Source organism: Streptomyces sp. NPDC002851 (genome assembly GCF_053591935.1).
The window spans coordinates 230,322-251,567 of the sequence record NZ_JBSFUT010000008.1 but is presented as its reverse complement, the minus strand read 5'-3'; the positions used below and the strand labels follow the sequence as shown (position 1 = coordinate 251,567).

Sequence of the window (21,246 nt, the reverse complement as noted above, 5' to 3'; positions counted from 1 at the left end):
CTGGGGCGGCCCGGACGTCGAGAGCGTACTGAGGCAATGGTCGGTCGGCACACGGCCCAGTGGCGATCCTGAACCTGCTGCCGCGGCGGCTGTGGGACAGGGCGGCGTTGGCTCCCGAGGGGTTGTTGCTGCGGACGGGGGAGCCCGCGGCCCCGAATGCGATGTGGAGCGTGGCGGCCGGGCCCCCACGGCTCGCGGAGGTCGCCCTCGGTGGCCTGCTCGAGCCGTGGGGCCCGGGCGAGGGGCGGACGTTCGACGCCCTGCGCTTCGAGTTCCGCTTCCCGGCAGGGGGGCGCGAGGCGCTGCGCGGCGGCCAACTGCGCCGTGATGTGGCGGAGGCCGAGGATCTCGTACGCCGGGAGGTGGGCGTACGTCGCGCGGAGGATCCCTAGGCGATCGACTTCGTCGACTGCGAGCAGGCCGCGGCCGTGCCCAACCCGAAGGGACGTCGGCTCGTCAGCTCACTCCCCCTCCACTTCCGCCAGCGCGGTCCCCAACTGCTCCCGCAGCTCCGGGTGTTCGGCCGCTCGCTCCAGGGCCAGGGCCGCACGGAACTCCCGTCGGGCCCGCACCCGGGCTCCCGCCGCCGCGTACGACAGACCCAGGCGGCGCCGGATCTCCATCTCCAGTCGCGTGCGGTGCGGCTCCGAACGCTGTGAGATGCCCGCGTGCAGCGCCAAGGCCTGGTGATGGCGGCGTTCCGCCTCCGCAAGGTCCTCCGCGACCGAACCCAGGCGTGTCAACGTCAGCGCAAGGAGCAGCGCGTCCCCGGCCTCCCGCAGCAGTGCCTCACTGCGCAGCAGCGCCGCCCGCGCTTCCTTCCGCTCGCCGAGCGCCGCATGCCCGTCCGCCAGGGCGACCAGGTGCTGACTGACCGGTATCGGGCGGCCGTTGCGCTCCGCCGCGGCGAGCGCCGACCGCGCGTCGGCGAGCGCCGCGGCCAGGTCACCCTGCGCGGCCCGGCTCATCGACCGCAGCGCCAAGGCCATGGATACGCCCCACGCGTCGTCCGCCTGCCGCAGGACCGGCACCACCTCGTCCAGCGTGGCCGTCACCGCGTCGTACCGCCCCCGCAAGAGATCCTGGACGGCCAGACCGGTCCGTGGCAGCGCCGCCAGCGTCGCGTCGCCGTTCTCGCGGGCGGACTCCAGCGCTTGCCGGAACCAGTCGCAGCCCTGCGTGTACCGGCCCTGCTGGTAGTCAAGGAGCCCGAGCGACGCCGCCACCAGGACCGGCAGCCGCGGGTCCGCGCTGCGCTCCGCGGCGCGCAGCGCCGTCGTCAGCGCCGCGCGGCCCTCGTCGTAGCGGCCGTGGTGAAGGAAGTAGTCCCGCAGCGCCACACCCAGCTGCGCCGCCAGGACGTCCTCGCCGTGCGCCGCCGCGTACGCCGGTACGTCCGTCAGGGCCGCCCCCGCCTGGTCCAGCCACCGCGCCGCGTCCCGCGCGGAGTCGAACCGCTGCGGATCCCCGTCGGCTGCCCGGCCGTCGTCCCCGGTGAGCCGCCCGGCCTGGACGTACAGGTCGAGTATCCGCCGACGGGCCTGGGCCGCCTCCTCCGGCCGGGCGTCGGCCAGCTTCCGGGCGTGCACCCGCACGAGGTCGTGGAGGCGATAGCGGCCCGGGCCCGGCTGTAGCACCAGGTTCGCGTCGTACAGCTCCTCGAGCACGTTCTCCGCCTCGTCGACGGCCACCCCGAGCATCACCGCGGGCGTCCATGCGTCGAACTCGGGCGTCGGCGCATGGCCCAACAGCCGGAACGCCCGCTGCCGGGCCGCGCTCAACTGCTCGTACGACATGTGGAACGCGGCCTCCACGCTGCGGTCCCCGGCGCTCAGCTCGCCGAGCCGCCGCTCCTCCCGCGCCATCCGCGCCGCCAGATGGGTCGGTGACCACGACGGCCGGTGCTGGAGCCGCGCACCGGCGATCCGCAGCGCCAGCGGCAGGCCCCCGCACAGTCTCGCCAGGTCGGTGACCGCCTCGGGGTCGGCGTCGGTGCGCGCCGCGCCGATGAGGCGGCGCAGCAGACCGATCGCGTCGGTGGTCGGCAGTGGCTCCAGGGTCACGCACCGGTCCGCGTCCAGACCGGTCAGCCGGTGCCGCCCCGCGACCAGGACGCGGCTGCCCGGACCGGCAGGCAGCAGCGGTCGTACCTGCGCGGCGCTCCCCACATCGTCGAGGACGAGCAGCAGCCGCAGCCCGCTGGTGACGTCGCGCCAGGCGGCGATCAGGCCGTCCTGGTCCCGGGGCACGTCCGCGTCGGCCATCCCGAGCGTACGCAGCAGCCGTTGGAGCAGCCGTTGCGTCGAGGGCCGGTCGCCCGCCGGTGAGTGGTGCGTGAGCAGATCGAGGAAGAGGACGCCGTCCGGGTGCTGGGGGCGCAGCGTCCACGCCGCGTGCACCAGGAGCGAGGTCTTGCCGACTCCGGCGGGCCCGTCCACCGTCGCGACCGTGACGGCGTCGTCGGGCGCGGGCGCCGTCAGTGCGCCGACTTCCGCGACCCGGCCGATCAATTTCCCCGCGTTTCCCGGGAGTTCGTTGACGGTACGCGGGGGCCGGGCCCGCGAAGCCGATACCGACGACTGCTGGGCCCGGGGGTGCGGCGAGGCAGCCGCTGTGCGGGCCTTCGAGGTGGTCGCCGCGTCGGGGGAGGGGGATGCGCCGGTGGTGGCCGAGCGGCCGAGGACCGCCGTGTCGTCGTGGCGGAGCACCGCCGCGTGCAGGTCCCGCAGGGCCGCGGACGGTGCGGCGCCCAACTCCTCACGCAGCCGCCGCCGCAACCCTTCGTACGCGGCGAGCGCCTCGCCCTGTCGGCCCGTGCCGTACAACGCCCGGATCCTCAGCGCCTGTACCGGCTCGTCCAGCGGATGGGCGGCCTCCGGGGAGGCCAGCTCCGCGAGGACCTCGCTGCCGCGGCCGAGCCGCAGCAGACACTCGAGGCGCTGGTGCTGTAGCGACCGGCGCTCGATCAGCAACCGCTGCCGTTCCCCGAGCGCATACGGTCCGGGCAGCCCCGCCAGCGGTTCCCCGCGGAACAGACGCAGGCCCTGCTCGGCGGCGGCCAGCGCCCCCGAGGCGTCACCGGCTTCCAGTAACTCGCCTGTATCTGCGGAGAGTTCGGCGAGGCGGGTGGTGTCGAGGCGGACCGGTGCGGCGAAACGGTAGCCGCCGGGGCCGCCACGGATCACCGATCGGTCCTGCCCCGTACTCGGTACGTCCAGGGCCCGCCGTAGCGCGTAGACGTAACTGGGCAGGACGCGTCGGCCCGTCGGCGGCGGCCGGTCGCCCCACACCCCGTCGATCAGCTGCTCGTGGCTGACAAGCCGTCCGCGGCGCAGCACCAGGGCCGCCAACACCGCTTGTCGGCGGGCCGGGCCGATGGTCGCCTCCCGATCGTCTCGCCATGCCTGCACCGGGCCGAGCAATGCGACGTGCAGCTCTTCCGACGTCGCCGTTGCCATCCGGGCCCCCTGTGTCATCGCGGATCAGCAGAATTTCATGGCTATTGCAGCGGTGTGCAGCACCGTTGGCAAGGCAGCGCAGGAACGCGGTCGTTGCCGTGCCGTACGGGGGGCGGCGCGGCCGCCGCGTGGGGTGGGTCCGACCCGCGGAGGTTACATGACGCCTGAGGTTGCCCTGCTCCTGGGGCGTTGCGGCCTCGTTCTGTACGGCCTGGACGACGGCGGCTGTCGGATCCGTGTGGTCGGCGGCCCGGTCGTCGGCCGGGTCGAAGGCGGCGCGGGCGCCTGGAGCGCCTGGGCGCGGCGGGCCGACGGGCGTCAGGCCCTGGTCGCCACCGACCTGCCAAGCCGGAACGCGGCGGTGTGCGCGGTCGCCGATCACGCCGAGTGGGAGGACCTGGCACGGGTCCGGCCCGACGAGACGACATGGAGGTACGCCATGGCGAACATGAAGCGGCGCGACCTGTGGGGGATGGCCCGAGAGGCCCGCAGGGCGCGGGAAGCGGGGGATATGACGCACTCGGTGCAGCTGTACCTCAACCGGCCGGTGTACGGAAAACGGGCCGCCAGGCGCGTGGACCGCGGCGTCGATGAAGCGATCCGGGCCATTGAGCGCGAGGGGTGGGAGTGCTGTGGGGTCGAGCCGTGGCTCGGCACCGGAGTACTGCTCAGCTTCGTGCGGAACGATTGATGCGCTCGGAGTGTTGAGCCACACCCTGGCCCGGCTGTCGCCGCCATGATGCTGCCAGGCAGGATGGGGCATCTGTTGCGGGGGCGAAAAGGTGAGGAGCCAGGGTGGCAGCGACGGACCGTGCCCGGCCGGTGATTCCGGCACCCGCCGACGTGTGGATGCTGGTGCGGCAGCAGCCCTCCGCGCTGCGCCGGTCGACGGATCAGCTGGCTGCCGCGCTCGCCGCCGCGTACGACACCCGCTTCGCGCTCTGGCACACCGACGAGCTGCTCTTCGGCGTCCACGCCGGACGGTTGGTGCTGCGCACCCTGGGCGGCGCGGACCTGCCCGCTCCGCGGGTGGTGTGCGTACGCCAGGTGGCCGGGACCATGCACGATCACCGCGAGGTGACCTTGCTCCGGCACCTGGAGCGGATGGGCAGCACGCTGGTCAACACCGTCGACGCCCAGCTCAACAGCCGCAACAAGATGTGGCAGTTCCAGGAACTCGCCGTGGCCGGGCTGCCGGTGCCCGACACCCTCTCGTACGCCACCGCTCCCTTGGAAGGCGTCGTGCGCAGCCCGCACCTGGACGCGCCCTGTGTGGTGAAGACCGTCAACGGTGCCAAGGGCGGGCAGGTGTTCCTCGCCCCCGACACGCGGCTGCTGCACGGGGTGGCCGGGAGCCTCGCTCAGGACGTGCCGTTCCTGTTCCAGGAGTACGTGGCCGGTTCGCACGGCCGTGCCCTGCGCGTGGTCGTGGTCGACGGCGAGCCCGTGGGCACCGTGCTGCACACCTCCGCCAACGGCACCCTCGCCGCCAACATCGCCAAGGGCGGTTCCGCGACACTGTGCTCGGGACGCTATCCGAAGGCGGAGGAGCTGGCGGTGCGCGCGGCTGGCGTTCTGGGTCTGGACATCGCCGGGGTGGACCTCTTGTTCGGTTCCGAGGATGCCTTCACCGTCTGCGAGGTGAACGCGGTCCCGGGATGGCGCCCGGAGCTGACCTCGGTCATTCCCGCCATCACGGCGTGTATTGCCCGCCGTATGACCGCCCGGGGCCGCGCTGCCACCGTCGAGGGGTAGGCCCACGGGTCAGCTCATGATGCGCTCCCGTATCCACACACCGGACTCTTTGAGGACACCGGTCCCGTTCCATTCGTTGCCGTCACAGGTGCCGGTCTTGAAGACCGCGCCCGAGCGCGAGTCGTCGGAGTAGTTCCAGTTGGTCCAGGAGATGCCTTTCTGTTCCATCAGGTCGATGTATTTCTGGGACATCGTGAAGTCGTTGCCGCCGTCGCCCGAGGCGTCCTGGGTGCCGAACTCGGTGACGAACATGGGGACTTGGTCGGCCGCCCTGGACAGCGCCTGGAGGTATTCCTCGCCGTGGTCGGCGGCGTAGAAGTGGAAGGTGTACATGATGTTCTCGGCGTCGACCGGGTTCTTGACGACCTCGCTCTCGTCCGCGCCGTCCGAGACGCCGAGCGATGACCACGCGCGGGTGCCGACCAGTGCGATGCCGTCCGGGTCGTGCTGCCGGATCACCGGGATGATCTCTTCCGCATAGGACTTGATCGCGGACCATTCCACGCCGTTGGGCTCGTTGGCGATCTCGTAGAAGACGTTGGGCTCGTCCGCGTACTTCTTCGCCATGTCGGTGAAGAACTCCTTCGCGAGCTCGGTGTTCTCGTTCGGGTCGCCCGGGGTGAGCATGTGCCAGTCGATGACGGCGTACATGCCGCGGGCGATCGCCTGGTCGACCACCCGCTGGGCGAGCTTGGTGAACTTCTCCGGGTCGGTCTCGTAGCCGCCCTCCTGGACGTACGTGGACACGCGCAGCACGTCGGCCTTCCAGTCCTGCGCCAGGGCGTCGAGGGAGCCGTCGGTGAGGCACTGCTCGTACCACTGGGTGCCGTGCGAACTCATGCCCTTGAGCTGGACGGCCTTGCCCTGGGCGTTGCACAACGCGGTGTCGCAGACGGTGAGTTGGCCGTTCTCGGCGACGGCTGATCCGGCCGGGGCGCGGACGGCGCCGCTCTCCTCGCCCGCGCTGGCGCTGAACTGCGCGAGGACGATCAGCGATCCGGCCGCCAGGGCTGCGGCGAGGGTGGTACGGGCCAGCCTGCGGGGCCGTCGGTGGGGGGTCGAGTGGGCCATGGGGGTGTGCCTCCTGTGGTCGCGTTTCACTGCGGGGGTACGCGTGGTCAAGGCGCTTGGCTCGCGGGAAAGTTAGGGTTCTTTCCGGTTGCCGTCAAGACTGATAGGAAACTTTCCTAATCGGAGAAGGCCGGAAGAGAGGGCCGGAAGAGAGGGCCGGAAGAGAGGGCCGGAAGGGAAGGCGGGAAGAGAAGACCGGAAGCGAAGACGTGGCAAACCGCGGGCCGTGACAGACCGGGCCCGAAACGCGCGTGCGTGCGGGAACGCGGCCGTGCCAGGATCGCTTCGGGAAGCGAGGTCGCGTGGACGAGTTGAGGCGATTCCGGCAGGCGCTGGTCGCATGGGCGGCCGGGGGAGCGGGGGCGGATGCGGCCGCCGCGGTGGCGCGCGAGCTGGCCGACGGCGGTGTGCGCACGCTCGTGCTCGTCGAAGGCAGCAGTGACCAGGTCGCGCTCGAAGCGCTGGCCGCCCGCTACGGTCGCGACCTCGGCACGGAGGGCATCGTGGTCGTACCGCTCGGAGGCGCCACGAACATCGGGCGCTTCCTGGACGTATGCGGCCCTCCGGGGCTCGGCCTCCCGCTGGCCGGGCTCTGCGACCTCGGCGAGGAGCGGCACTTCCGGCGCCACCTGGAGCGGGTCGGGCTCGGGTCCGGTCTCACGACGCGCGCCGGGCTTGAGACGCTCGGCTTCCACGTATGCGTCGCCGACCTGGAGGACGAGCTGATCCGCGCTCTTGGGGCCGAGGGCGTGCGGCAAGTGATCGAGGCTCAGGGCGAGTTGCGCCCCTTCCACACCTTCCAGGGCCAACCGGCGCAGCGGGAACGGCCCGTGGAGCACCAGCTGCGCCGCTTCATGGGCACACACAGCGGCCGCAAGGCGCTCTACGCACAGGCGCTGGTCACGCACCTGGACCTGGAGCGGGTACCTCAGCCGCTGGAGCGCCTCCTCACACACGTATGACGTTGCTCCCGTCGCGGCGGCAGCCCGTTCCAGTCGCTGTGGCAGGTACGCCTGTTCGTGCTGCCGCGCCGCGCCGTCAGGACTCGAGCGGGAGGATGGCACTCTCCGGGATCACCGCGTGCTTGAGGCCGGGATCCACCGGGCCGTTGTGCGGCGGGTACTTCGGGCCCTGGGCGCCACGGCGATAGACCGCGGTGGAGTGCTCCGGGTCGGTGTCGAACTCGGGGATGACCTTGTCGCCGAAGATCTCGAGCATCTCCAGGTGCTCTTCGAAGGTCATGCCGCCAGTGAGGCCGAAGACCACCTGATCGCAGCCGACGCTCTGATACGCGGCCACCTGCTCGCACACTTCCTCCGGCGTGCCGCACAGCATCAGACCGGCGGCGATGACCTGGTCGAGTATCTCCTCGCCGCCCAACTCGCCCAGGGCGATCGGCGGTTGCGGCCAGGTGATCGCGTCCAGGGACTTCGGCATCGTGTCGTGGTAGAGGTTGACCAGCGTGACCAGATAGCCGAGGCCCGCGTTCATCGCGATCTCGCGGGCCCGCTTGCGGTCGTTCAGGCAGATCACCGTGTTGGTCATCATCACGTTGTTGTTCTGGTAGTCGCCGAGGATCTCGACCGGGTCGGCCGCGGCCTCCTTGTACGCGTCGATGCGGCCTTTGAGCTCGAAGATCGGCTCGAAGTTGAAGGCGATCGCACCGATCCCGAGCGAGCCGGCCTTGCCGAACGACGGCGGGTTGCCGCACGCCATCCAGATCGGCGGATGCGAGTGCCCGTACGGCTTCGGCAGGATGTTGTGCGGCGTGGGCACCGTGAAGTGCTCGCCGTGGAAGGAGTAGTCGTACTGCTCCCACATGCGCACGATCTCGGGCGCGACCTCGTCCCACTCGGCCTTGGTGGAGCCGGCGTCCATGATGTTGAAGGACGCTACCTCGTGACTACCCGCGCCCCGTCCGGTGCCCCACTCGAAGCGGCCCTCGGTGATGTGGTCGAGCATGGCGGCGCGCTCGGCGTAGCGGACCGGATGCTCCTTGCGCGGGGAGAGGCTGTTGATGCCGGTACCCAGGTGAATACGCTCGGTCCGCGCGGCGACGTACCCCATCAGGACTTCGGGCGCCGACATATGGCTGTACTCCGTCAGGGAGTGGTGCTCACCGAACCAGACGTACTTCCAGTTGTGCTTGTCGGCCTTGATCGCCAGTTCTGTTTCCCGCATCAAGGCGAGGTGTTCGGAGGGGCGGTGGTGGGCCGCTGGTCCGGGGATGAAGCCGTTGAGGAAGATGCCGAACTCCATGAGACCCCTTCATATGTGACGGTGCGTCAGTTCTGTTTGGGCGAAGGATGCACCAGATCCCGTCAAGGGGCCATGGGTACGGCCGTACGATCCGGGCGGCGGGCCGATCCCGGGGCCGACCCGCTGGGCCGCAGGGCTCGGCGGGCGGCTCATGCCACGTTGTCGCCGGGCAGCCCCATGCGGTGGGTCGTTGCCCACAGGAGCAGGGCAGCCAGGCTGAATGACGCGCCGAGGGCGGTCACGGCCGGCCAGCCCGCCGTCGCGTAGGCGAGGGAGGAGCCGAGCGCGCCGAGGCTGCTGCCCGCCGAGTAGAAGACCATGTAGCCGCCGATGATCCTGCTGCCTGCGTCGGGTCGTACGGCGTGGATCAGGGTCTGGTTGGTGACGTGGACGGCCTGCACGGCGAAGTCGAGCAGGACGGCGCCGATCACCAGAGCCCACAGCGACTGCCCGGTCAGACCGATCGGGAGCCAGGAAAGCGCGAGCAGGGCGAGGCCGACGCCGGTCGTACGCTGGGCGAACCCCCGGTCGTTCCAGCGCCCGGCCGCTCGGGCGGCGACGGCCCCGGCCGCCCCGGCGAGCCCGAACGCGCCGATCGCGGTGTGCGACAGCGACCACGGCGGACCGCTCAGGGGCTGCGCCACGCCGCTCCACAGCGTGCTGAACGCCGCGAACACGAGTAGGGCGAGCACGCCCCGGACCCGCAGCAGCGGATGGCCGGCGAACAGAGTGACGGTCGAGACCACCAGTCGTCCATACGACGCCTCGCGCACCCTGGCGGACCGCGTGCCCGCAGGCAGAACGCGGCGCAGCAGCACGGCGAGGACGGCGATGACGCCCGCGCACACCAGATAGACCGCCCGCCACCCGGCGAGGTCGGCCAGGACGCCCGCGGCGGCGCGGGCCAGCAGAATGCCGGTGACGATGCCACCGGTGACCGTTCCGACGGCGCGGCCGCGCCGGGCGGGTGGGGTCAGGGCGGCAGCCGCCGCGACCATCGTCCGGGCGACGACGGCGAGCAGCCCGACCACGGCGAGCGCGCCGAGCAGCGCCGCCACGCCAGCCCCGAGCCGAGCGCGAACCGCTCACCGAGGGTCAGAGGTGGCATGTTGCAACCGTCCCTGGAGGGGATCCGGGGTAACTGGAGGAGAGAGGAGCCAACGGATGGTCGCCCGCACCCGTTTCGACGCCGACCCCTGCCCCGTCGCCCGGTCGGCGAACGCGATCGGCGACTGGTGGTCGCTGCTGATCGTGCGGGACGCCTTCGACGGCAGCCGCCGCTTCGGCGAGTTCCAACGCAGCCTCGGCATCGCCAAGAACATCCTGGCGACGCGGCTGCGCGCGCTGGAGAACGCGGGGGTGCTGTGCGCCGTGCCCGCGCCGGACGGCGGGGCACACCGCGAGTACCACCTCACGGACAAGGGCCGCGCCTTGTTCCCGGTGATCGTCGCCCTGCGCCAGTGGGGCGAGGAGCAGTGCTTCACCCTCGACGAGGACCACTCCCGCCTCCTGGACCGCCGAACCAGCCGCCCGTTGGGCCGTTTGGAGATCCGGGCGGCGGACGGACGGCTGGTGGGGCCGGAGGACACCGTCGTGGAGAAGGTGGAGACGGTGGAGAAGGAGGAGAAGGTGCAGCATGAGGAGAAGGTGCAGCATGAGGCGGAGAGCGCCCAGTAGGAGAACTCGGCGGAGGCGGACGGACGGGGCCCGCTGAGCGGGGCCGTTGCTGAGGGGCGCGCCTCGCTACACAGTCCTCCCCCCCCGTGAGGTTGATGTCAGGGCTTGCGCAGGAGTCCGCCGTACTCGTAGACCTGCTTGTTCTGTTGGGTGGCGCCGACGTACTGCGCGAGGTCCGCAGGGACCGGATCGAGGTCGGGCTGGGAGGGGTCCGGGCGCCAGTCGGGCAGGTCCACCAGTCCCGGCGACACGGGTTCAAGGCCCTGCGTGAACGCGTCGACCTCGGCCGGTGTGCGGGTCTGCCAGGGGATGCCGCCCTGGGAGATGTGCTCCGACATGGCGGCGCCGACCTCGGCGTTGTCGGAGACGACTTGGGACAGGCCCAGGTAGCTGCCGGGGGCGGCGCGGTCGACGATCGTACGCAGGATCCGGTACGGGTCATCGGCGTCGGTCAGGTGGTGCACCACCGAGAGGAAGAGCACGGCGACCGGCTGGTCGAAGTCGATCAGGCGCTCCACGTCCGAATGGCGCAGTAGCGCGTCCTGGTCGCGCATGTCGGCGGCGATCACAGTGGTGGAGCGGTCGTCGGCGAGCAGCGCGCGGCCGTGGGCGAGCACGATCGGGTCGATGTCGACGTACACCACGCGGGCGTCCGGCGCGAAGCGCTGGGCGACCTGGTGGACGTTGTGGTCGGTGGGCAGCCCGCAGCCCATGTCGATGAACTGGCGGATCCCGGCCTCCTGCGCCAGATGGCGCACCGCGCGGTAGAGGAAGAGCCGGTTCTGCCGGGCGATGTCCACGCACTCGGGGAAGTCCGGCAGCGTGGAGAGGAGGAACTGCCGGTCGATCTCGTAGTTGTCCTTGCCGCCGAGCATCCAGCCGTACGCACGGGCCGAGGTCGGACGGTCGGAGGGAATGTCGAGCGATCCGGACCGTTCCTCAGTTGTCATCCCAGCTCCCCGATCGTGTGAACGCCCTTGTGGCCAGCAGAAGTTGCAGCCGAGCCTACCTCGGGTCACTGGGCGAAGCCGCCCGGGGGGAATGCCAGGAGGAGGATCGGTGAGCGGCATCGGGAGTGAACAGGGTCCTCAACTGCCCTTGTACGTTTCAGGAGTTGCCCCGAAGCTGAGCACCGTTGGTCTTCCCCTCCGTTCCTCCGCCTTCTGGAGAGGCCCCCATGAGAAGACTGATCGGAACCCTGGTGGCGGGCGCGCTGACCGTGGCCGCGGGCGCCACGGCCACCGCCTCGGCCGGGACCACGGCACCCGCGATGGCCGCCGCCCCCTCCTCCGGCACTTCCGACACTTCCGGCACTTCCGACACTTCCGGCACCTCCGGCACCTCCGGCGCCTTCAACGTACTCACGTACAACGTCGCGGGCCTCCCGGAGGGGCTCAGCTCCGGTGACCCGGAGAAGAACACCCCTTTGATCTCCCCGCGTCTGGGGGCGTACGACCTCGTGAATGTGCAGGAGGACTTCAACTACCACGCGGCGCTGTACGCGGGCGACGACCACCCGCACCGCACCGCGACCAGCGGCGGGGTTCCCTTCGGCGACGGGCTCAACACGCTCTCGGACCACTCCTTCGAGGACTTCCAGCGGGTGAAGTGGCACCACTGCACCGGCACCAACTGCCTGACGCCCAAGGGTTTTTCGCTGGCCCGGGTCCGGTTGGCCGAGGGCGTCTTCGTGGACCTGTACAACGTCCACACGAACGCCGACGCGACCGACGACGCACTGGCCGCTCGCCGCGCCAACATCGAGCAGCTCTCCGACGTCATCCAGGCGAACTCGTCGGGCAACGCGGTGATCGTCATGGGCGATACGAACACCCGATACACACGCGCGGGCGACAACATCCGCACGCTCGTGAACGAGAACGGTCTGACCGACCCCTGGGTCGACCTGGTCCGCGGCGGCAGCGCCCCCGCACAGGGCAGCGAACCGCTCGTGTGCCCCGAGACGGCTCCGACGAACGACTGCGAGGTGGTGGACAAGGTCCTCTACCGCGGCGGCGACCTGCTGAACCTCACCGCCACCCGTTACCAGAACGACTGGGCCAAGTTCCTGGACCCGTCCGGCGGCCATCTCTCCGATCACTTTCCGCATGCGGTCGAATTCTCCTGGACGCTGCCCGCGAAGCTCCGCGCCAGCGACTTCTTCGGCGGCCCGCACGGCACGGCCTTCAACGACGCGGACGACCTTCCGGCCACCCCCTCACCCCGCACGCTCACGCTGCGCGGCGGGTCCCGCCTGGACGCCGTATCGCTGGTCCACGACGGCGGTACGTCCCTGACCCACGGCGGTACGGGCGGCACGGCCACGTCCCTCACCCTCGCCGCCGACGAACACCTCACCTCGGTCAAGCTCACCCGCGCCCAGAAGGACGGCCGGACGCGTATCTCCTCGGCGGCCTTCACCACGGACAAGTCCCGTACGGTGACAGCCGGTTCGGCCGCCGCGGACGCTGTCACGTTCACGGCGCCGTCCGGCTGGCAGATCGTCGGCTTCACGGGTCGCGCGGGCGACGAGATCGACAAGCTGGGCGTGCTGTACGCACCGATCGGCTGAGCTCGGCGCCGCAGTCCGGCCGCTCCGACCTGCTTCAGCGTTGCCCTTCAGTGTTACTCCTCCAGTGTTACTCCTTCAGCGTTGCCCGGGGCTCCCGCGCGGAGGCCGTCCATGACGATGTCCAGGAGGCGGGTGGCCCGGCGGGTCCAGTCGCCCTCGGGGTCGATCTGCCAGATGCCCGCGACGGCGAGGAGGAAGTCGTCGGCGGTCACGCCCGGGCGGATGGTGCCCGCCTCGTGGTTGGCGTCGAGGAGCTGGTCGATCGCGGCCACCATGGCCGCGTAGCCCGACTTCTTCACCGGGCCTCCCGCCGCGCTCGTGGCCTGGCGCAGGGCGTCCGCCATGCCGGACTTGGCCATGGCGAAGCGGGCGAGGCCGTCCATCCAGGCGCGCAGGGCCTGGTCGGGCGCCCGGGACCCGAGGAGTTCGGCCGCGCTGTCGGAGAGCTGGCGTACCTCTTGCTGGTAGACCGCAAGGACGAGCGCCTCGCGGTTGGGGAAGTTGCGGTAGAACGTGCCCTGTCCGACCCCCGCCTTCTTGGCGATGACGCTCAGCGGGGCGTCCGGGGAGCGCGTCAGCTCGGCAAGCGCCACCTCCAGAATGCGCTCCCGGTTGCGCTGCGCGTCCGAGCGCTGCGGCGGGTCGCTTCTCGACTCCACCGGCCCTCCTCTCGGGGTCGCCCCGGAATTCATCCTTGCTAACCGGACGGCTGTCCGGTACGTTCATTCCGCAGTACCGGACACCTGTCCGGTTCGGTGCATGGTAGCGGCGGTTCCCTTGGTATCACCAGCCGGTGACGTGCGCGCTCGACGTCGTACCGCCGCCCGCTCCGGATTCGCCGACCCCAGCCGCGCTCGCTGCCGACGCGCCTACCGACGTTCGCCTCCGTACAAACGCCCCTGACGTACGCCTCTTGACTCTCCCGCCTGCCGGACCGTCCCGACAGCCCCGGATCCGTGAAAGAAGGCTGATCATGGCCCCATCGACCACCAGCTCCGTCACCCTGGACATCAATGGCGAGAAGCACGCACTGGCCGTCGACCACCGCACCACCCTGCTCGACGCCCTGCGCGAGCGCCTCGACCTGACCGGCACCAAGAAGGGCTGCGACCAAGGGCAATGCGGTGCCTGCACCGTGCTGCTCGACGGCCGCCGGACCCTGGCCTGCCTCCAGCTCGCGGTGGCGGCCGAGGGCCGGGCCATCACCACCATCGAAGGGCTCGCCGAGGACGACCGACTGCACCCGGTGCAGGAGGCCTTCCTCGAGCTCGACGGACTCCAGTGCGGCTACTGCACACCCGGCCAGATCTGTTCCGCCGTCGCCGTGCTCGAGGAACACGCGGCGGGCTGGCCCAGCGCCGCCACCGGCGACATCCGCCCCGAAGCCGGACCACCACCGTTGACCGCGCAGGAGATCCGGGAGCGGATGAGCGGCAACCTGTGCCGCTGCGGGGCGTACGGTGCGATCGTCCAGGCCGTCGCCCGCGCCGCCGACGGCCTGGACGGCGAGCGGGTCAAGGGGGCGGTGGCGTGAGGGAGTTCGACTACCGGCGCGCGCACGACGTCTCCGGCGCGCTCGCCCTGCTCGACGCCGACCCGGACGCCCGCTTCCTCGGCGGCGGCACCAACCTCGTCGACCTGATGAAGACCGGGGTTGAACGGCCCGCCCGACTCATCGACGTACGCGAACTGCCCCTCGACCGGATCGAGTCGAGCGAGGGCGGCGGCTTGCGGATCGGGGCGACCGTCACCAACAGTGACCTCGCCGCGCACCCCGAAGTCCGTCGCCGGTTCCCCGCATTGGCGCAGGCGGTCCTCGCCGGAGCCTCCGGGCAGCTGCGCAACATGGCCACGGTGGGCGGGAACCTTCTCCAGCGCACCCGCTGCGGCTACTTCGCCGACGTCAGCCAGGACTGCAACAAGCGCGTGCCCGGCAGCGGTTGCCCCGCCATCGCCGGAGAGCACCACAACCACGCCATCCTCGGCGCCTCCGACCACTGCGTGGCCGTCCACCCCTCCGACATGGGCGTGGCCCTGGCGGCCCTCGACGCCGTGGTGACGTACGAAACCGTCGACGGCCCGGGGGAGTTGCCGCTCGACGCTTTCTATCTGCCGGTGGGCGACACCCCGCACCGCGAGACCGCGCTGCCGCCGGGAGCGCTCATCACCGGCATCACGCTGCCGCCCACCCCCGCCGCCGCCCACTCCCGCTACCGCAAGGTGCGCGAGCGCGCCTCGTACGCCTTCGCGAACGGCTCGATCGCCGCCGCGCTCGACGTCCAGGACGGCACCGTACGCGAGGTGCGCCTGGCCTTCGGAGCGGTGGCCTCGCGGCCGTGGCGCGCCCGGATCGCCGAACGCGCGCTGACCGGCCGACCGGCCGCCGCCGAGACCTTCGCCGCCGCCGCGGACGCCGAACTGGCCGCCGCGGCGCCGCTGCCGCACAACGGATACAAGGTGACCCTGATGCGCAACCTCACCGTGGCCGTCCTGACCGAACTCACCGAGGAGGCCGCCGCCCGATGACCACCGCAGTCACCAGGGAGCCCTCCGGCAGTCCCGCGCCGAGCGCGCCCGGCGCCGTCGGTACCCCGCACACCCGCGTGGACGGCCGCGCCAAGGTCACCGGCACCGCCCGCTACACCGGGGACATCCCCTTCGCCGAACTCGCCCACGGCTGGCTGGTGTTGTCCACCGTCGCCCGGGGCCGGGTCCGCTCCCTGAACACGGACCCCGTCCTCGCGATGCCGGGCGTGCTCGCCGTCCTGCACCACGGCAACGCCCCGCGCGTCGACACCAGCTACGTCCCCGCCCTGGGTGCCCGCCCCGACCCGACCGTGGCCCTCTTCCAGGACGACCGGGTGCCGCACCTGGGCTGGCCGGTGGCGCTCGTCGTCGCCGAGACCCCCGAACAGGCCCGGGAGGCCGCCGAGTCGCTGGCCGTGGAGTACGAACGCGAGCCGCACGACGTCGAGTTCTCCGGCGCGCGGCAGGACGACGGCCGTCTCGTCGACGGCCATATGCCCGCGGTGGCGGAGAAGGGCGACCTGGACGCCCAACTCGCCACGTCCGCGGCCGTCGTGGACGCCGAGTACACCACCCCCGAAGAGCACCACCACCCGATGGAGCCGCACGCGACGACGGCCCGCTGGGACGGCGGACGGCTCGAGATCGTCGACTCCAACCAGGGCACCGCCATGGTCGCGGACGAACTCGCCAAGGCGTTCTCGCTCGACGCGTCCGCGGTCCGGGTGCGCTCCGAACACGTCGGCGGCGGCTTCGGGTCCAAAACCGTACGGGGACACCAGGTCGCCGCCGTCATGGCCGCGACCGTCCTGCAGCGCCCGGTCCGCGTCGTCATGACCCGCCGTCAGATGTTCTCGCTCGCCGGTTACCGCACCCCCACCGCACAGCGGCTCAGACTCGGCGCCGACGCCGACGGACGCCTGCGCGCGCTCGAACACCACTCCCTGAACCTCACCTCGAGCGTGCACGAGTGGGTCGAGCCGTGCGCCGCCGGGACGCGCGTGATGTACGACGCCGACGCCCACCACACCGCGCACCGGGTCGTATCGCTCGACGTGCCGACCCCGACCTGGATGCGGGCCCCGGGTGAGGCGCCGGGTTCGTTCGCCCTGGAATCGGCGGTCGACGAACTCGCCGAGCGGCTCGGCATCGACCCGATCGAGCTACGCGCCCGCAACGAGCCCGAGCGCGGCCCGATCTCCGGCCTCCCGTTCGCCGGGCACCGGCTGCTCGACTGCTTCCGCGAGGGCGCCCGCAGGTTCGGCTGGGCCGAGCGGGACCCGCGCCCCGGCGTGCGTCGGGACGGGCGCTGGCTGCTCGGGACCGGCACGGCGGCGGCTGTCTTCCCGGTGATCGCCCTGCCCGCGACGGCGGCCGTGACGGCCGAGGCGGACGGCGGCTTCACCGTGCGGATCAACGCGTCCGACATCGGGACCGGAGCGCGCACCGCGCTCACTCTCATCGCCGCCGACGCGCTGGGAACGACCCCCGACCGCATCCAAGTCCGCCTGGGTGACAGCGACTTGGGCCAGGCCGCGCTCGCCGGAGGATCCATGGGCACCCGCACCTGGGGGTGGGCGATCACGACCGCGGCGCGGGAGCTGCGGCAGCGCCTCGCCTCGGGCCCCGTCATCCCACCGGAGGGGATCACGGCACGGACCAACACGGCCGAGGCCATCGAGGCTCTCGAACCCAAGGAACGGCACGCCTTCGGCGCCCAGTTCGCCGAGGTCGCGGTCGACGTCACCACCGGCGAGGTGCGCGTACGACGCATGCTCGGCGTCTTCGCGGCGGGCCGCATCGTCAACCCGCTCACCGCACGCAACCAGCTCGTCGGCGGCATGACCTGGGGCATCTCCATGGCCCTGCACGAAGAGGCGGTCCGCGACCGGGCCACCGGCGGGGTCGTCGGCGCAGACCTGGCGGGCTACCACGTCGCGTCCCACGCCGACGTCCCGCACATCGAGGCGGACTGGGTCGACGACCCCGACCCGGACGACCCGATCGGCATCAAGGGCATCGGCGAGATCGGCATCGTCGGCGCGTCGGCCGCCGTTGCCAACGCGGTCTGGCATGCGACGGGCGTACGGCAACGTCACCTGCCGATCCGGCCGGATCGGGTACTGCTCGCGGGTGCGGGTGCGGGTGCGGGTGCGGGTGCGGGAGCCGGAGTGGGAGTGGGAACAGGATCGGGCTCGGGCTCGGGCTCGGGATCGGGCGCGGGATCGGGCGCGGGAGCCGGAGTGGGAAGAGGATCGGCCGGGGACGCGGGCGCGGGCGAGGGTGTGGGCTCGGCGGATGCTTGACCTCGCCCGGGAGTTGAGCGCTTGGCTGGGGGAGGGCCGGGACTTTGCCGTCGCCACCGTGGTGGCCGTCAGCGGCAGCGCCCCGCGCCCTCCCGGGGCCGCCCTCGCCGTCGACGGTCAGGGCACGGCCATCGGTTCGGTCTCCGGGGGCTGCGTGGAGGGCGAGGTGTACGAGCTGTGCCGCGAGGCCCTCGCCCACGGAGAGTGCGTGCTTCGACGGTTCGGCTACAGCGACGAGGACGCCTTCGCGGTCGGGCTCACCTGCGGCGGGATCATCGACGTCCTGGTCACGCCGATCACCACGGCGGCGCCTGCCCGACCGGTGCTCGGCGCGGCATTGGCGGCCGCCGTGCGCGGTGAACCGGCGGCTGTCGTGCGGGTGGTGCGGGGGGCGGGGGGAGGCGTGGGCGGGGCTGGCCTCGTGGGCGGGGCTGAAGCCGTGGGTGGGGCCGAAGTTGTGGGTGAGGCCGGACTCGTGGGTGGGGCTGGGTCCGTTGGTCGGGCTGGACGTGTGGGTGGGGCTGGGTCCGTTGGTTGGGCCGGACGTGTGGGTGAGGCTGAGTCCGTCGGAGGGGCTGGCCTCGTGGGTGAGGCGGTCGAGTCTGTCGGTGGGGTCGAGCTCGCGGGTCCTATCGACCCCGTGGGCGGGGCCGAAGCCGTGGATGGGGCCGGACGTGTGGGTGAGGCGGTCGAGTCTGTCGGTGGGGTCGAGCTCGCGGGTCCGATCGACCCCGTGGGCGGGGCCGAAGCCGTGGATGGGGCTGGCCTCGTGGGTGAGGCGGTCGAGTCTGTCGGTGGGGTCGAGTCCGTGGGTCCGATCGCCCCCGTCGTCGGTGGCCAACTCGTCCTTGGTGCCGCCCTGTTCGTACGCTCGGATGGTTCGTACGATGGCGGGCTCGGTGGCTACGCGGGGCTTGACGGGACGGCGGCGGCTCAGGCCCGGGCCCTGTTGGCGGCGGGTCGCACCGGCACGGTCGAGCTGGCGCCGGACGGGTCGCTCTGCCCGGGCGGGCTCACGCTGTTCGTCGAGACGCGCGTGCCACCGCCACGGATGATCGTCTTCGGTGCGATCGACTTCGCGGCCGCCCTGACGCGGGCGGGCAAGTTCCTCGGCTACCACGTCACGGTGTGCGACGGCCGCCCCGTCTTCGCCACGTCGGCCCGCTTCCCCGCGGCCGACGAGATCGTGATCGACTGGCCGCACCGCTACCTGCGCCGCACCGACACCGATGAGCGCACCGTCCTGTGCGTCCTCACCCACGACGCCAAGTTCGACGTACCGCTCCTGCAGACGGCTCTGCGGATGCCGGTCGCGTACGTCGGAGCGATGGGCTCGCGCCGCACCCACGAGGACCGCAACCAGCGGCTGCGCGAGGCGGGCGTCACCGAGCGGGAGCTGTCCCGACTGCGGTCCCCGATCGGCCTCGACCTCGGGGCCCGTACGCCCGAGGAGACCGCCGTGTCCATCGCGGCGGAGATCGTCGCGGCCCGATACGGCGGCGCGGGCACCCCGCTGACCGGCTCGGGCAGCTCCATCCACCGGGGGTGAGGCTTCAGGGCCGGCCGTCAGGCTTGTGCGGCGTCAGACGGGGAGGTGGACGGCGGCGTCCGCCCCGATGCGCTCCGCCACCATCTGCCGGAAGTGGGCGCACTGGGTGAAGTCCTCGTGCTCGCAGTCGAGGGCGCACTCGACGAGTTCGAGGGACGCCTGCGCCGCCGCGATACGGGCGCGCAGCGCCTCGGCCTCTTGACGCAGAATGTCCCTGCGCTCCACGGGATCGGCGGCAGCGGCCAGCGTACGGATGGTGTCGAGGGAGAGCCCGGCCTCCTTGGCCCGCAGGATGACGGCGACGCGCGTGAGGTCGGCGGTGCCGTAGCGGCGGCGTCCGGCGGTTTCGCGTACGGGGGTGAGGAGCCCCATCGTCTCCCAGTGACGCAGCACGTGCGTGGCCAGACCGAAGCGTGCGGCGACGGCGCCGATGCTCATGAGCTCGGACCCGCCGCCGACCGGCGTCTTACGCTCGCTTGAGTTCATGTCGGCATTAACTCGCAGTCTGACGCCCATGATCAAGGAAACGAAGCAAAGAGACGAGACGCACCAACGCGTACGCGCTGCCGCTGGCGGACGCCTCGGTGGACGGCTACCGGTCCGACAAGCTGTTCCACGAACTCCACGAACTGGCCGATCCGGCAAGGGCGTTGGCCGAGGCCCGCGGACGAGTAACGCGGGCCCGCCATCAGGCATCCCGCTCCAGCGGTCCGGGCAGATTCCTGGCCAGGCCGACGACGCCACCGCAGTGGACGGCCGGCGCCGCCGGCACCAGCACGGTCTCCCGACTGGTGAGCGTCGACCAGGGCTCGCCGCTCATGGCCGGCCGATGCTGTCCTGCTCGTCCACCGACTCGTGCGCGCCGAGCGGGGCAGGCACCGCGCCCCTCGTATCCGCCGGGCCCGAGGAAGGGACACGGCGGTGGCTGAGACGGGCAGCGATGGGCTGGGTGTAGCGGGCGGTGAGCGGTCCCAGGATCACCAGGATCAGCACGTACGCGGTGGCCAGTGGCCCGAGGGACGGCTCGATCCCGGCGCTCACGGCAAGACCGGCGATCACGATGGAGAACTCACCGCGCGCCACCAGCGTGCCGCCTGCCCGCCAGCGCCCCTTGACCGACACCCCGGCACGCTTCGCCGCCCAGTAACCAGTGGCGATCTTCGTACCCGTGGTGAGCACCGCAAGCGCCAGCGCGGGCAGCAGCACCGGCGGGATGCTGGCGGGATCGGTGTGCAGTCCGAAGAAGACGAAGAACACCGCCGCGAACAGGTCGCGCAGCGGGGAGAGCAGATTGTGCGCGCCCTCGGCGACCTCCCCGGACAGGGCGATGCCCACGAGGAACGCGCCGACCGCGGCCGAGACCTGCAGCTGCTGGGCGAGGCCCGCGACCAGCAGAGTCAGTCCGAGTACGACAAGGAGGAGTTTCTCGGGGTCGTCGCTGGAGACGAAACGGGAGATGACCCGCCCGTAGCGCAGAGCGAGGAACAGCACCAGGCCCGCCACCCCGAGCGCGATGGCCAGAGTGATGCTGCCCGCCGCCAAGCCGGCTCCGGCAAGGAGCGCGGTGATGATCGGCAGGTAGACGGCCATCGCGAGGTCCTCGAGGACCAGGATGCTCAGGATCACCGGGGTCTCGCGATTGCCCAGACGACCGAGGTCGCCCATCACCTTGGCGATCACGCCGGAGGACGAGATCCAAGTGACCCCGGCAAGCACCACGGCAGCCACCGGGCCCCAGCCAAGGAGCAGCGCCATGGCAGCGCCGGGCAGGGCGTTGAGCGCGCAGTCGACGAGACCGGCCGGGTACTGGGTCTTCAGGTTGGAGACCAGGTCGCTGGCGGTGTACTCCAGGCCGAGCATCAACAGCAGCAGGATGACACCGATTTCGGCGCCGATCGCGACGAACTCCTCGCTGGCGCCCAGGGGCAGCAGGCCGCCCGTGCCGAAGGCGAGCCCGGCCAGGAGGTACAGCGGGATCGGCGAGAACTGGAACCGGCCGGCGAACCGGCCGAGGAGACCCAGGCCGAGGATGATCGCCCCGAACTCGATCAGAAAGACGGCGGAGTGCATGCG

The 21,246-nt window shown here is 71.6% G+C and carries 18 protein-coding genes and 2 pseudogenes; 11 read left to right on the top strand and 9 right to left on the bottom strand.

The window, feature by feature from the left end:
- The first annotated feature begins 59 nt into the window (after positions 1 to 59).
- Positions 60 to 392 (top strand): hypothetical protein, encoded by a 333-nt coding sequence (locus ACWD10_RS11990; RefSeq protein ID WP_451089659.1) that lies wholly within the window; start codon positions 60 to 62, stop codon positions 390 to 392.
- Positions 393 to 461: 69 nt separating this feature from the next.
- On the opposite strand, the gene ACWD10_RS11985 is transcribed toward ACWD10_RS11990, so the two are convergent.
- Positions 462 to 3,458 carry an AfsR/SARP family transcriptional regulator gene (locus ACWD10_RS11985; protein WP_451089657.1) on the bottom strand — a complete coding sequence of 999 codons (2,997 nt, stop codon included), beginning with the start codon at positions 3,456 to 3,458 and terminating at the stop codon, positions 462 to 464.
- A 157-nt stretch (positions 3,459 to 3,615) separates the two neighbouring features.
- On the opposite strand from ACWD10_RS11985, the gene ACWD10_RS11980 reads away from it, so the two are divergent.
- Positions 3,616 to 4,149: a hypothetical protein gene (locus ACWD10_RS11980; RefSeq protein WP_451089655.1), complete on the top strand. Its 534-nt coding sequence runs from the start codon at positions 3,616 to 3,618 to the stop codon at positions 4,147 to 4,149.
- A 104-nt stretch (positions 4,150 to 4,253) separates the two neighbouring features.
- Entirely contained in the window at positions 4,254 to 5,213 is a 960-nt protein-coding gene (locus tag ACWD10_RS11975) for a RimK family alpha-L-glutamate ligase (protein WP_451089653.1), read from the top strand.
- A gap of 9 nt (positions 5,214 to 5,222) precedes the next feature.
- Here ACWD10_RS11975 and ACWD10_RS11970 read toward each other — a convergent pair whose 3' ends face one another.
- The gene (locus tag ACWD10_RS11970) at positions 5,223 to 6,284 is read right to left on the bottom strand and encodes a glycoside hydrolase family 5 protein (protein WP_451089651.1); all 1,062 of its coding nucleotides are present in this window, start codon (positions 6,282 to 6,284) and stop codon (positions 5,223 to 5,225) included.
- Positions 6,285 to 6,586: 302 nt separating this feature from the next.
- Here ACWD10_RS11970 and ACWD10_RS11965 point away from each other — a divergent pair, with 302 nt between their 5' ends.
- A complete protein-coding gene (locus tag ACWD10_RS11965) occupies positions 6,587 to 7,246 on the top strand; it encodes a TOPRIM nucleotidyl transferase/hydrolase domain-containing protein (protein WP_451089649.1) in 660 nt (219 codons plus the stop codon).
- Positions 7,247 to 7,322: 76 nt separating this feature from the next.
- Here the strand turns inward: ACWD10_RS11965 and ACWD10_RS11960 are convergent, their stop codons facing one another.
- Both ACWD10_RS11960 and ACWD10_RS11955 read right to left on the bottom strand, forming a co-directional pair.
- Positions 7,323 to 8,543 carry an LLM class flavin-dependent oxidoreductase gene (locus tag ACWD10_RS11960; protein ID WP_451089647.1) on the bottom strand — a complete coding sequence of 407 codons (1,221 nt, stop codon included), beginning with the start codon at positions 8,541 to 8,543 and terminating at the stop codon, positions 7,323 to 7,325.
- Positions 8,544 to 8,692: 149 nt separating this feature from the next.
- A pseudogene (locus tag ACWD10_RS11955) lies at positions 8,693 to 9,604 on the bottom strand (MFS transporter); the annotation flags it as partial.
- A 103-nt stretch (positions 9,605 to 9,707) separates the two neighbouring features.
- Between ACWD10_RS11955 and ACWD10_RS11950 the strand changes: the two are divergent.
- Positions 9,708 to 10,220: a winged helix-turn-helix transcriptional regulator gene (locus ACWD10_RS11950; protein WP_451089645.1), complete on the top strand. Its 513-nt coding sequence runs from the start codon at positions 9,708 to 9,710 to the stop codon at positions 10,218 to 10,220.
- 98 nt (positions 10,221 to 10,318) lie between these two features.
- Here ACWD10_RS11950 and ACWD10_RS11945 read toward each other — a convergent pair whose 3' ends face one another.
- Entirely contained in the window at positions 10,319 to 11,170 is an 852-nt protein-coding gene (locus ACWD10_RS11945; protein WP_451089643.1) for an SAM-dependent methyltransferase, read from the bottom strand.
- Between the two features lie 227 nt (positions 11,171 to 11,397).
- Between ACWD10_RS11945 and ACWD10_RS11940 the strand changes: the two genes are divergently transcribed.
- Complete coding sequence (locus tag ACWD10_RS11940; RefSeq protein WP_451089641.1) at positions 11,398 to 12,792, top strand: jacalin-like lectin; 1,395 nt, start codon at positions 11,398 to 11,400, stop codon at positions 12,790 to 12,792.
- Positions 12,793 to 12,845: 53 nt separating this feature from the next.
- On the opposite strand, the gene ACWD10_RS11935 is transcribed toward ACWD10_RS11940, so the two are convergent.
- Positions 12,846 to 13,451, bottom strand: a complete 606-nt coding sequence (locus ACWD10_RS11935; protein WP_451089639.1) for a TetR/AcrR family transcriptional regulator — start codon at positions 13,449 to 13,451, stop codon at positions 12,846 to 12,848.
- Positions 13,452 to 13,765: 314 nt separating this feature from the next.
- On the opposite strand from ACWD10_RS11935, the gene ACWD10_RS11930 reads away from it, so the two are divergent.
- From ACWD10_RS11930 to ACWD10_RS11910, 5 genes and pseudogenes are all read left to right on the top strand, one after another.
- Complete coding sequence (locus ACWD10_RS11930) at positions 13,766 to 14,326, top strand: (2Fe-2S)-binding protein (RefSeq protein ID WP_451089637.1); 561 nt, start codon at positions 13,766 to 13,768, stop codon at positions 14,324 to 14,326.
- A complete protein-coding gene (locus ACWD10_RS11925) occupies positions 14,323 to 15,318 on the top strand; it encodes an FAD binding domain-containing protein (RefSeq protein WP_451089635.1) in 996 nt (331 codons plus the stop codon). The genes ACWD10_RS11930 and ACWD10_RS11925 overlap by 4 nt, the downstream gene beginning before the upstream one ends.
- Complete coding sequence (locus ACWD10_RS11920) at positions 15,315 to 17,624, top strand: xanthine dehydrogenase family protein molybdopterin-binding subunit (protein WP_451089633.1); 2,310 nt, start codon at positions 15,315 to 15,317, stop codon at positions 17,622 to 17,624. Before ACWD10_RS11925 ends, ACWD10_RS11920 begins: the two co-directional genes overlap by 4 nt.
- Positions 17,617 to 18,015, top strand: a pseudogene (locus ACWD10_RS11915) (XdhC family protein); the annotation flags it as partial. The gene ACWD10_RS11920 and the pseudogene ACWD10_RS11915, both read left to right, overlap by 8 nt.
- 66 nt (positions 18,016 to 18,081) lie before the next feature.
- A complete protein-coding gene (locus ACWD10_RS11910) occupies positions 18,082 to 19,173 on the top strand; it encodes an XdhC family protein (protein ID WP_451089699.1) in 1,092 nt (363 codons plus the stop codon).
- Positions 19,174 to 19,206: 33 nt separating this feature from the next.
- Here the strand turns inward: ACWD10_RS11910 and ACWD10_RS11905 are convergent, their stop codons facing one another.
- From ACWD10_RS11905 to ACWD10_RS11895, 3 genes are all read right to left on the bottom strand, one after another.
- Positions 19,207 to 19,659 (bottom strand): MerR family transcriptional regulator, encoded by a 453-nt coding sequence (locus tag ACWD10_RS11905; RefSeq protein WP_451089631.1) that lies wholly within the window; start codon positions 19,657 to 19,659, stop codon positions 19,207 to 19,209.
- A 202-nt stretch (positions 19,660 to 19,861) separates the two neighbouring features.
- Positions 19,862 to 19,993, bottom strand: coding sequence for a hypothetical protein (locus ACWD10_RS11900; protein WP_451089629.1), 132 nt, complete (start codon positions 19,991 to 19,993; stop codon positions 19,862 to 19,864).
- Positions 19,990 to 21,243 carry a cation:proton antiporter gene (locus tag ACWD10_RS11895; protein ID WP_451089627.1) on the bottom strand — a complete coding sequence of 418 codons (1,254 nt, stop codon included), beginning with the start codon at positions 21,241 to 21,243 and terminating at the stop codon, positions 19,990 to 19,992. Before ACWD10_RS11895 ends, ACWD10_RS11900 begins: the two co-directional genes overlap by 4 nt.
- Between the last annotated feature and the right edge of the window lie 3 nt (positions 21,244 to 21,246).

Coding starts and splice junctions, on each gene's coding strand:
- ACWD10_RS11980 (WP_451089655.1), top strand. CDS start 3,616: ATGACGCCTGAGGTTGCCCTGCTCCTGGGGCGTTGCGGCCTCGTTCTG.
- ACWD10_RS11950 (WP_451089645.1), top strand. CDS start 9,708: ATGGTCGCCCGCACCCGTTTCGACGCCGACCCCTGCCCCGTCGCCCGG.
- ACWD10_RS11905 (WP_451089631.1), bottom strand. CDS start 19,659: ATGAACTCAAGCGAGCGTAAGACGCCGGTCGGCGGCGGGTCCGAGCTC.
- ACWD10_RS11900 (WP_451089629.1), bottom strand. CDS start 19,993: ATGAGCGGCGAGCCCTGGTCGACGCTCACCAGTCGGGAGACCGTGCTG.
- ACWD10_RS11945 (WP_451089643.1), bottom strand. CDS start 11,170: ATGACAACTGAGGAACGGTCCGGATCGCTCGACATTCCCTCCGACCGT.
- ACWD10_RS11960 (WP_451089647.1), bottom strand. CDS start 8,543: ATGGAGTTCGGCATCTTCCTCAACGGCTTCATCCCCGGACCAGCGGCC.
- ACWD10_RS11940 (WP_451089641.1), top strand. CDS start 11,398: ATGAGAAGACTGATCGGAACCCTGGTGGCGGGCGCGCTGACCGTGGCC.
- ACWD10_RS11970 (WP_451089651.1), bottom strand. CDS start 6,284: ATGGCCCACTCGACCCCCCACCGACGGCCCCGCAGGCTGGCCCGTACC.
- ACWD10_RS11985 (WP_451089657.1), bottom strand. CDS start 3,458: ATGGCAACGGCGACGTCGGAAGAGCTGCACGTCGCATTGCTCGGCCCG.
- ACWD10_RS11920 (WP_451089633.1), top strand. CDS start 15,315: ATGACCACCGCAGTCACCAGGGAGCCCTCCGGCAGTCCCGCGCCGAGC.
- ACWD10_RS11930 (WP_451089637.1), top strand. CDS start 13,766: ATGGCCCCATCGACCACCAGCTCCGTCACCCTGGACATCAATGGCGAG.
- ACWD10_RS11895 (WP_451089627.1), bottom strand. CDS start 21,243: ATGCACTCCGCCGTCTTTCTGATCGAGTTCGGGGCGATCATCCTCGGC.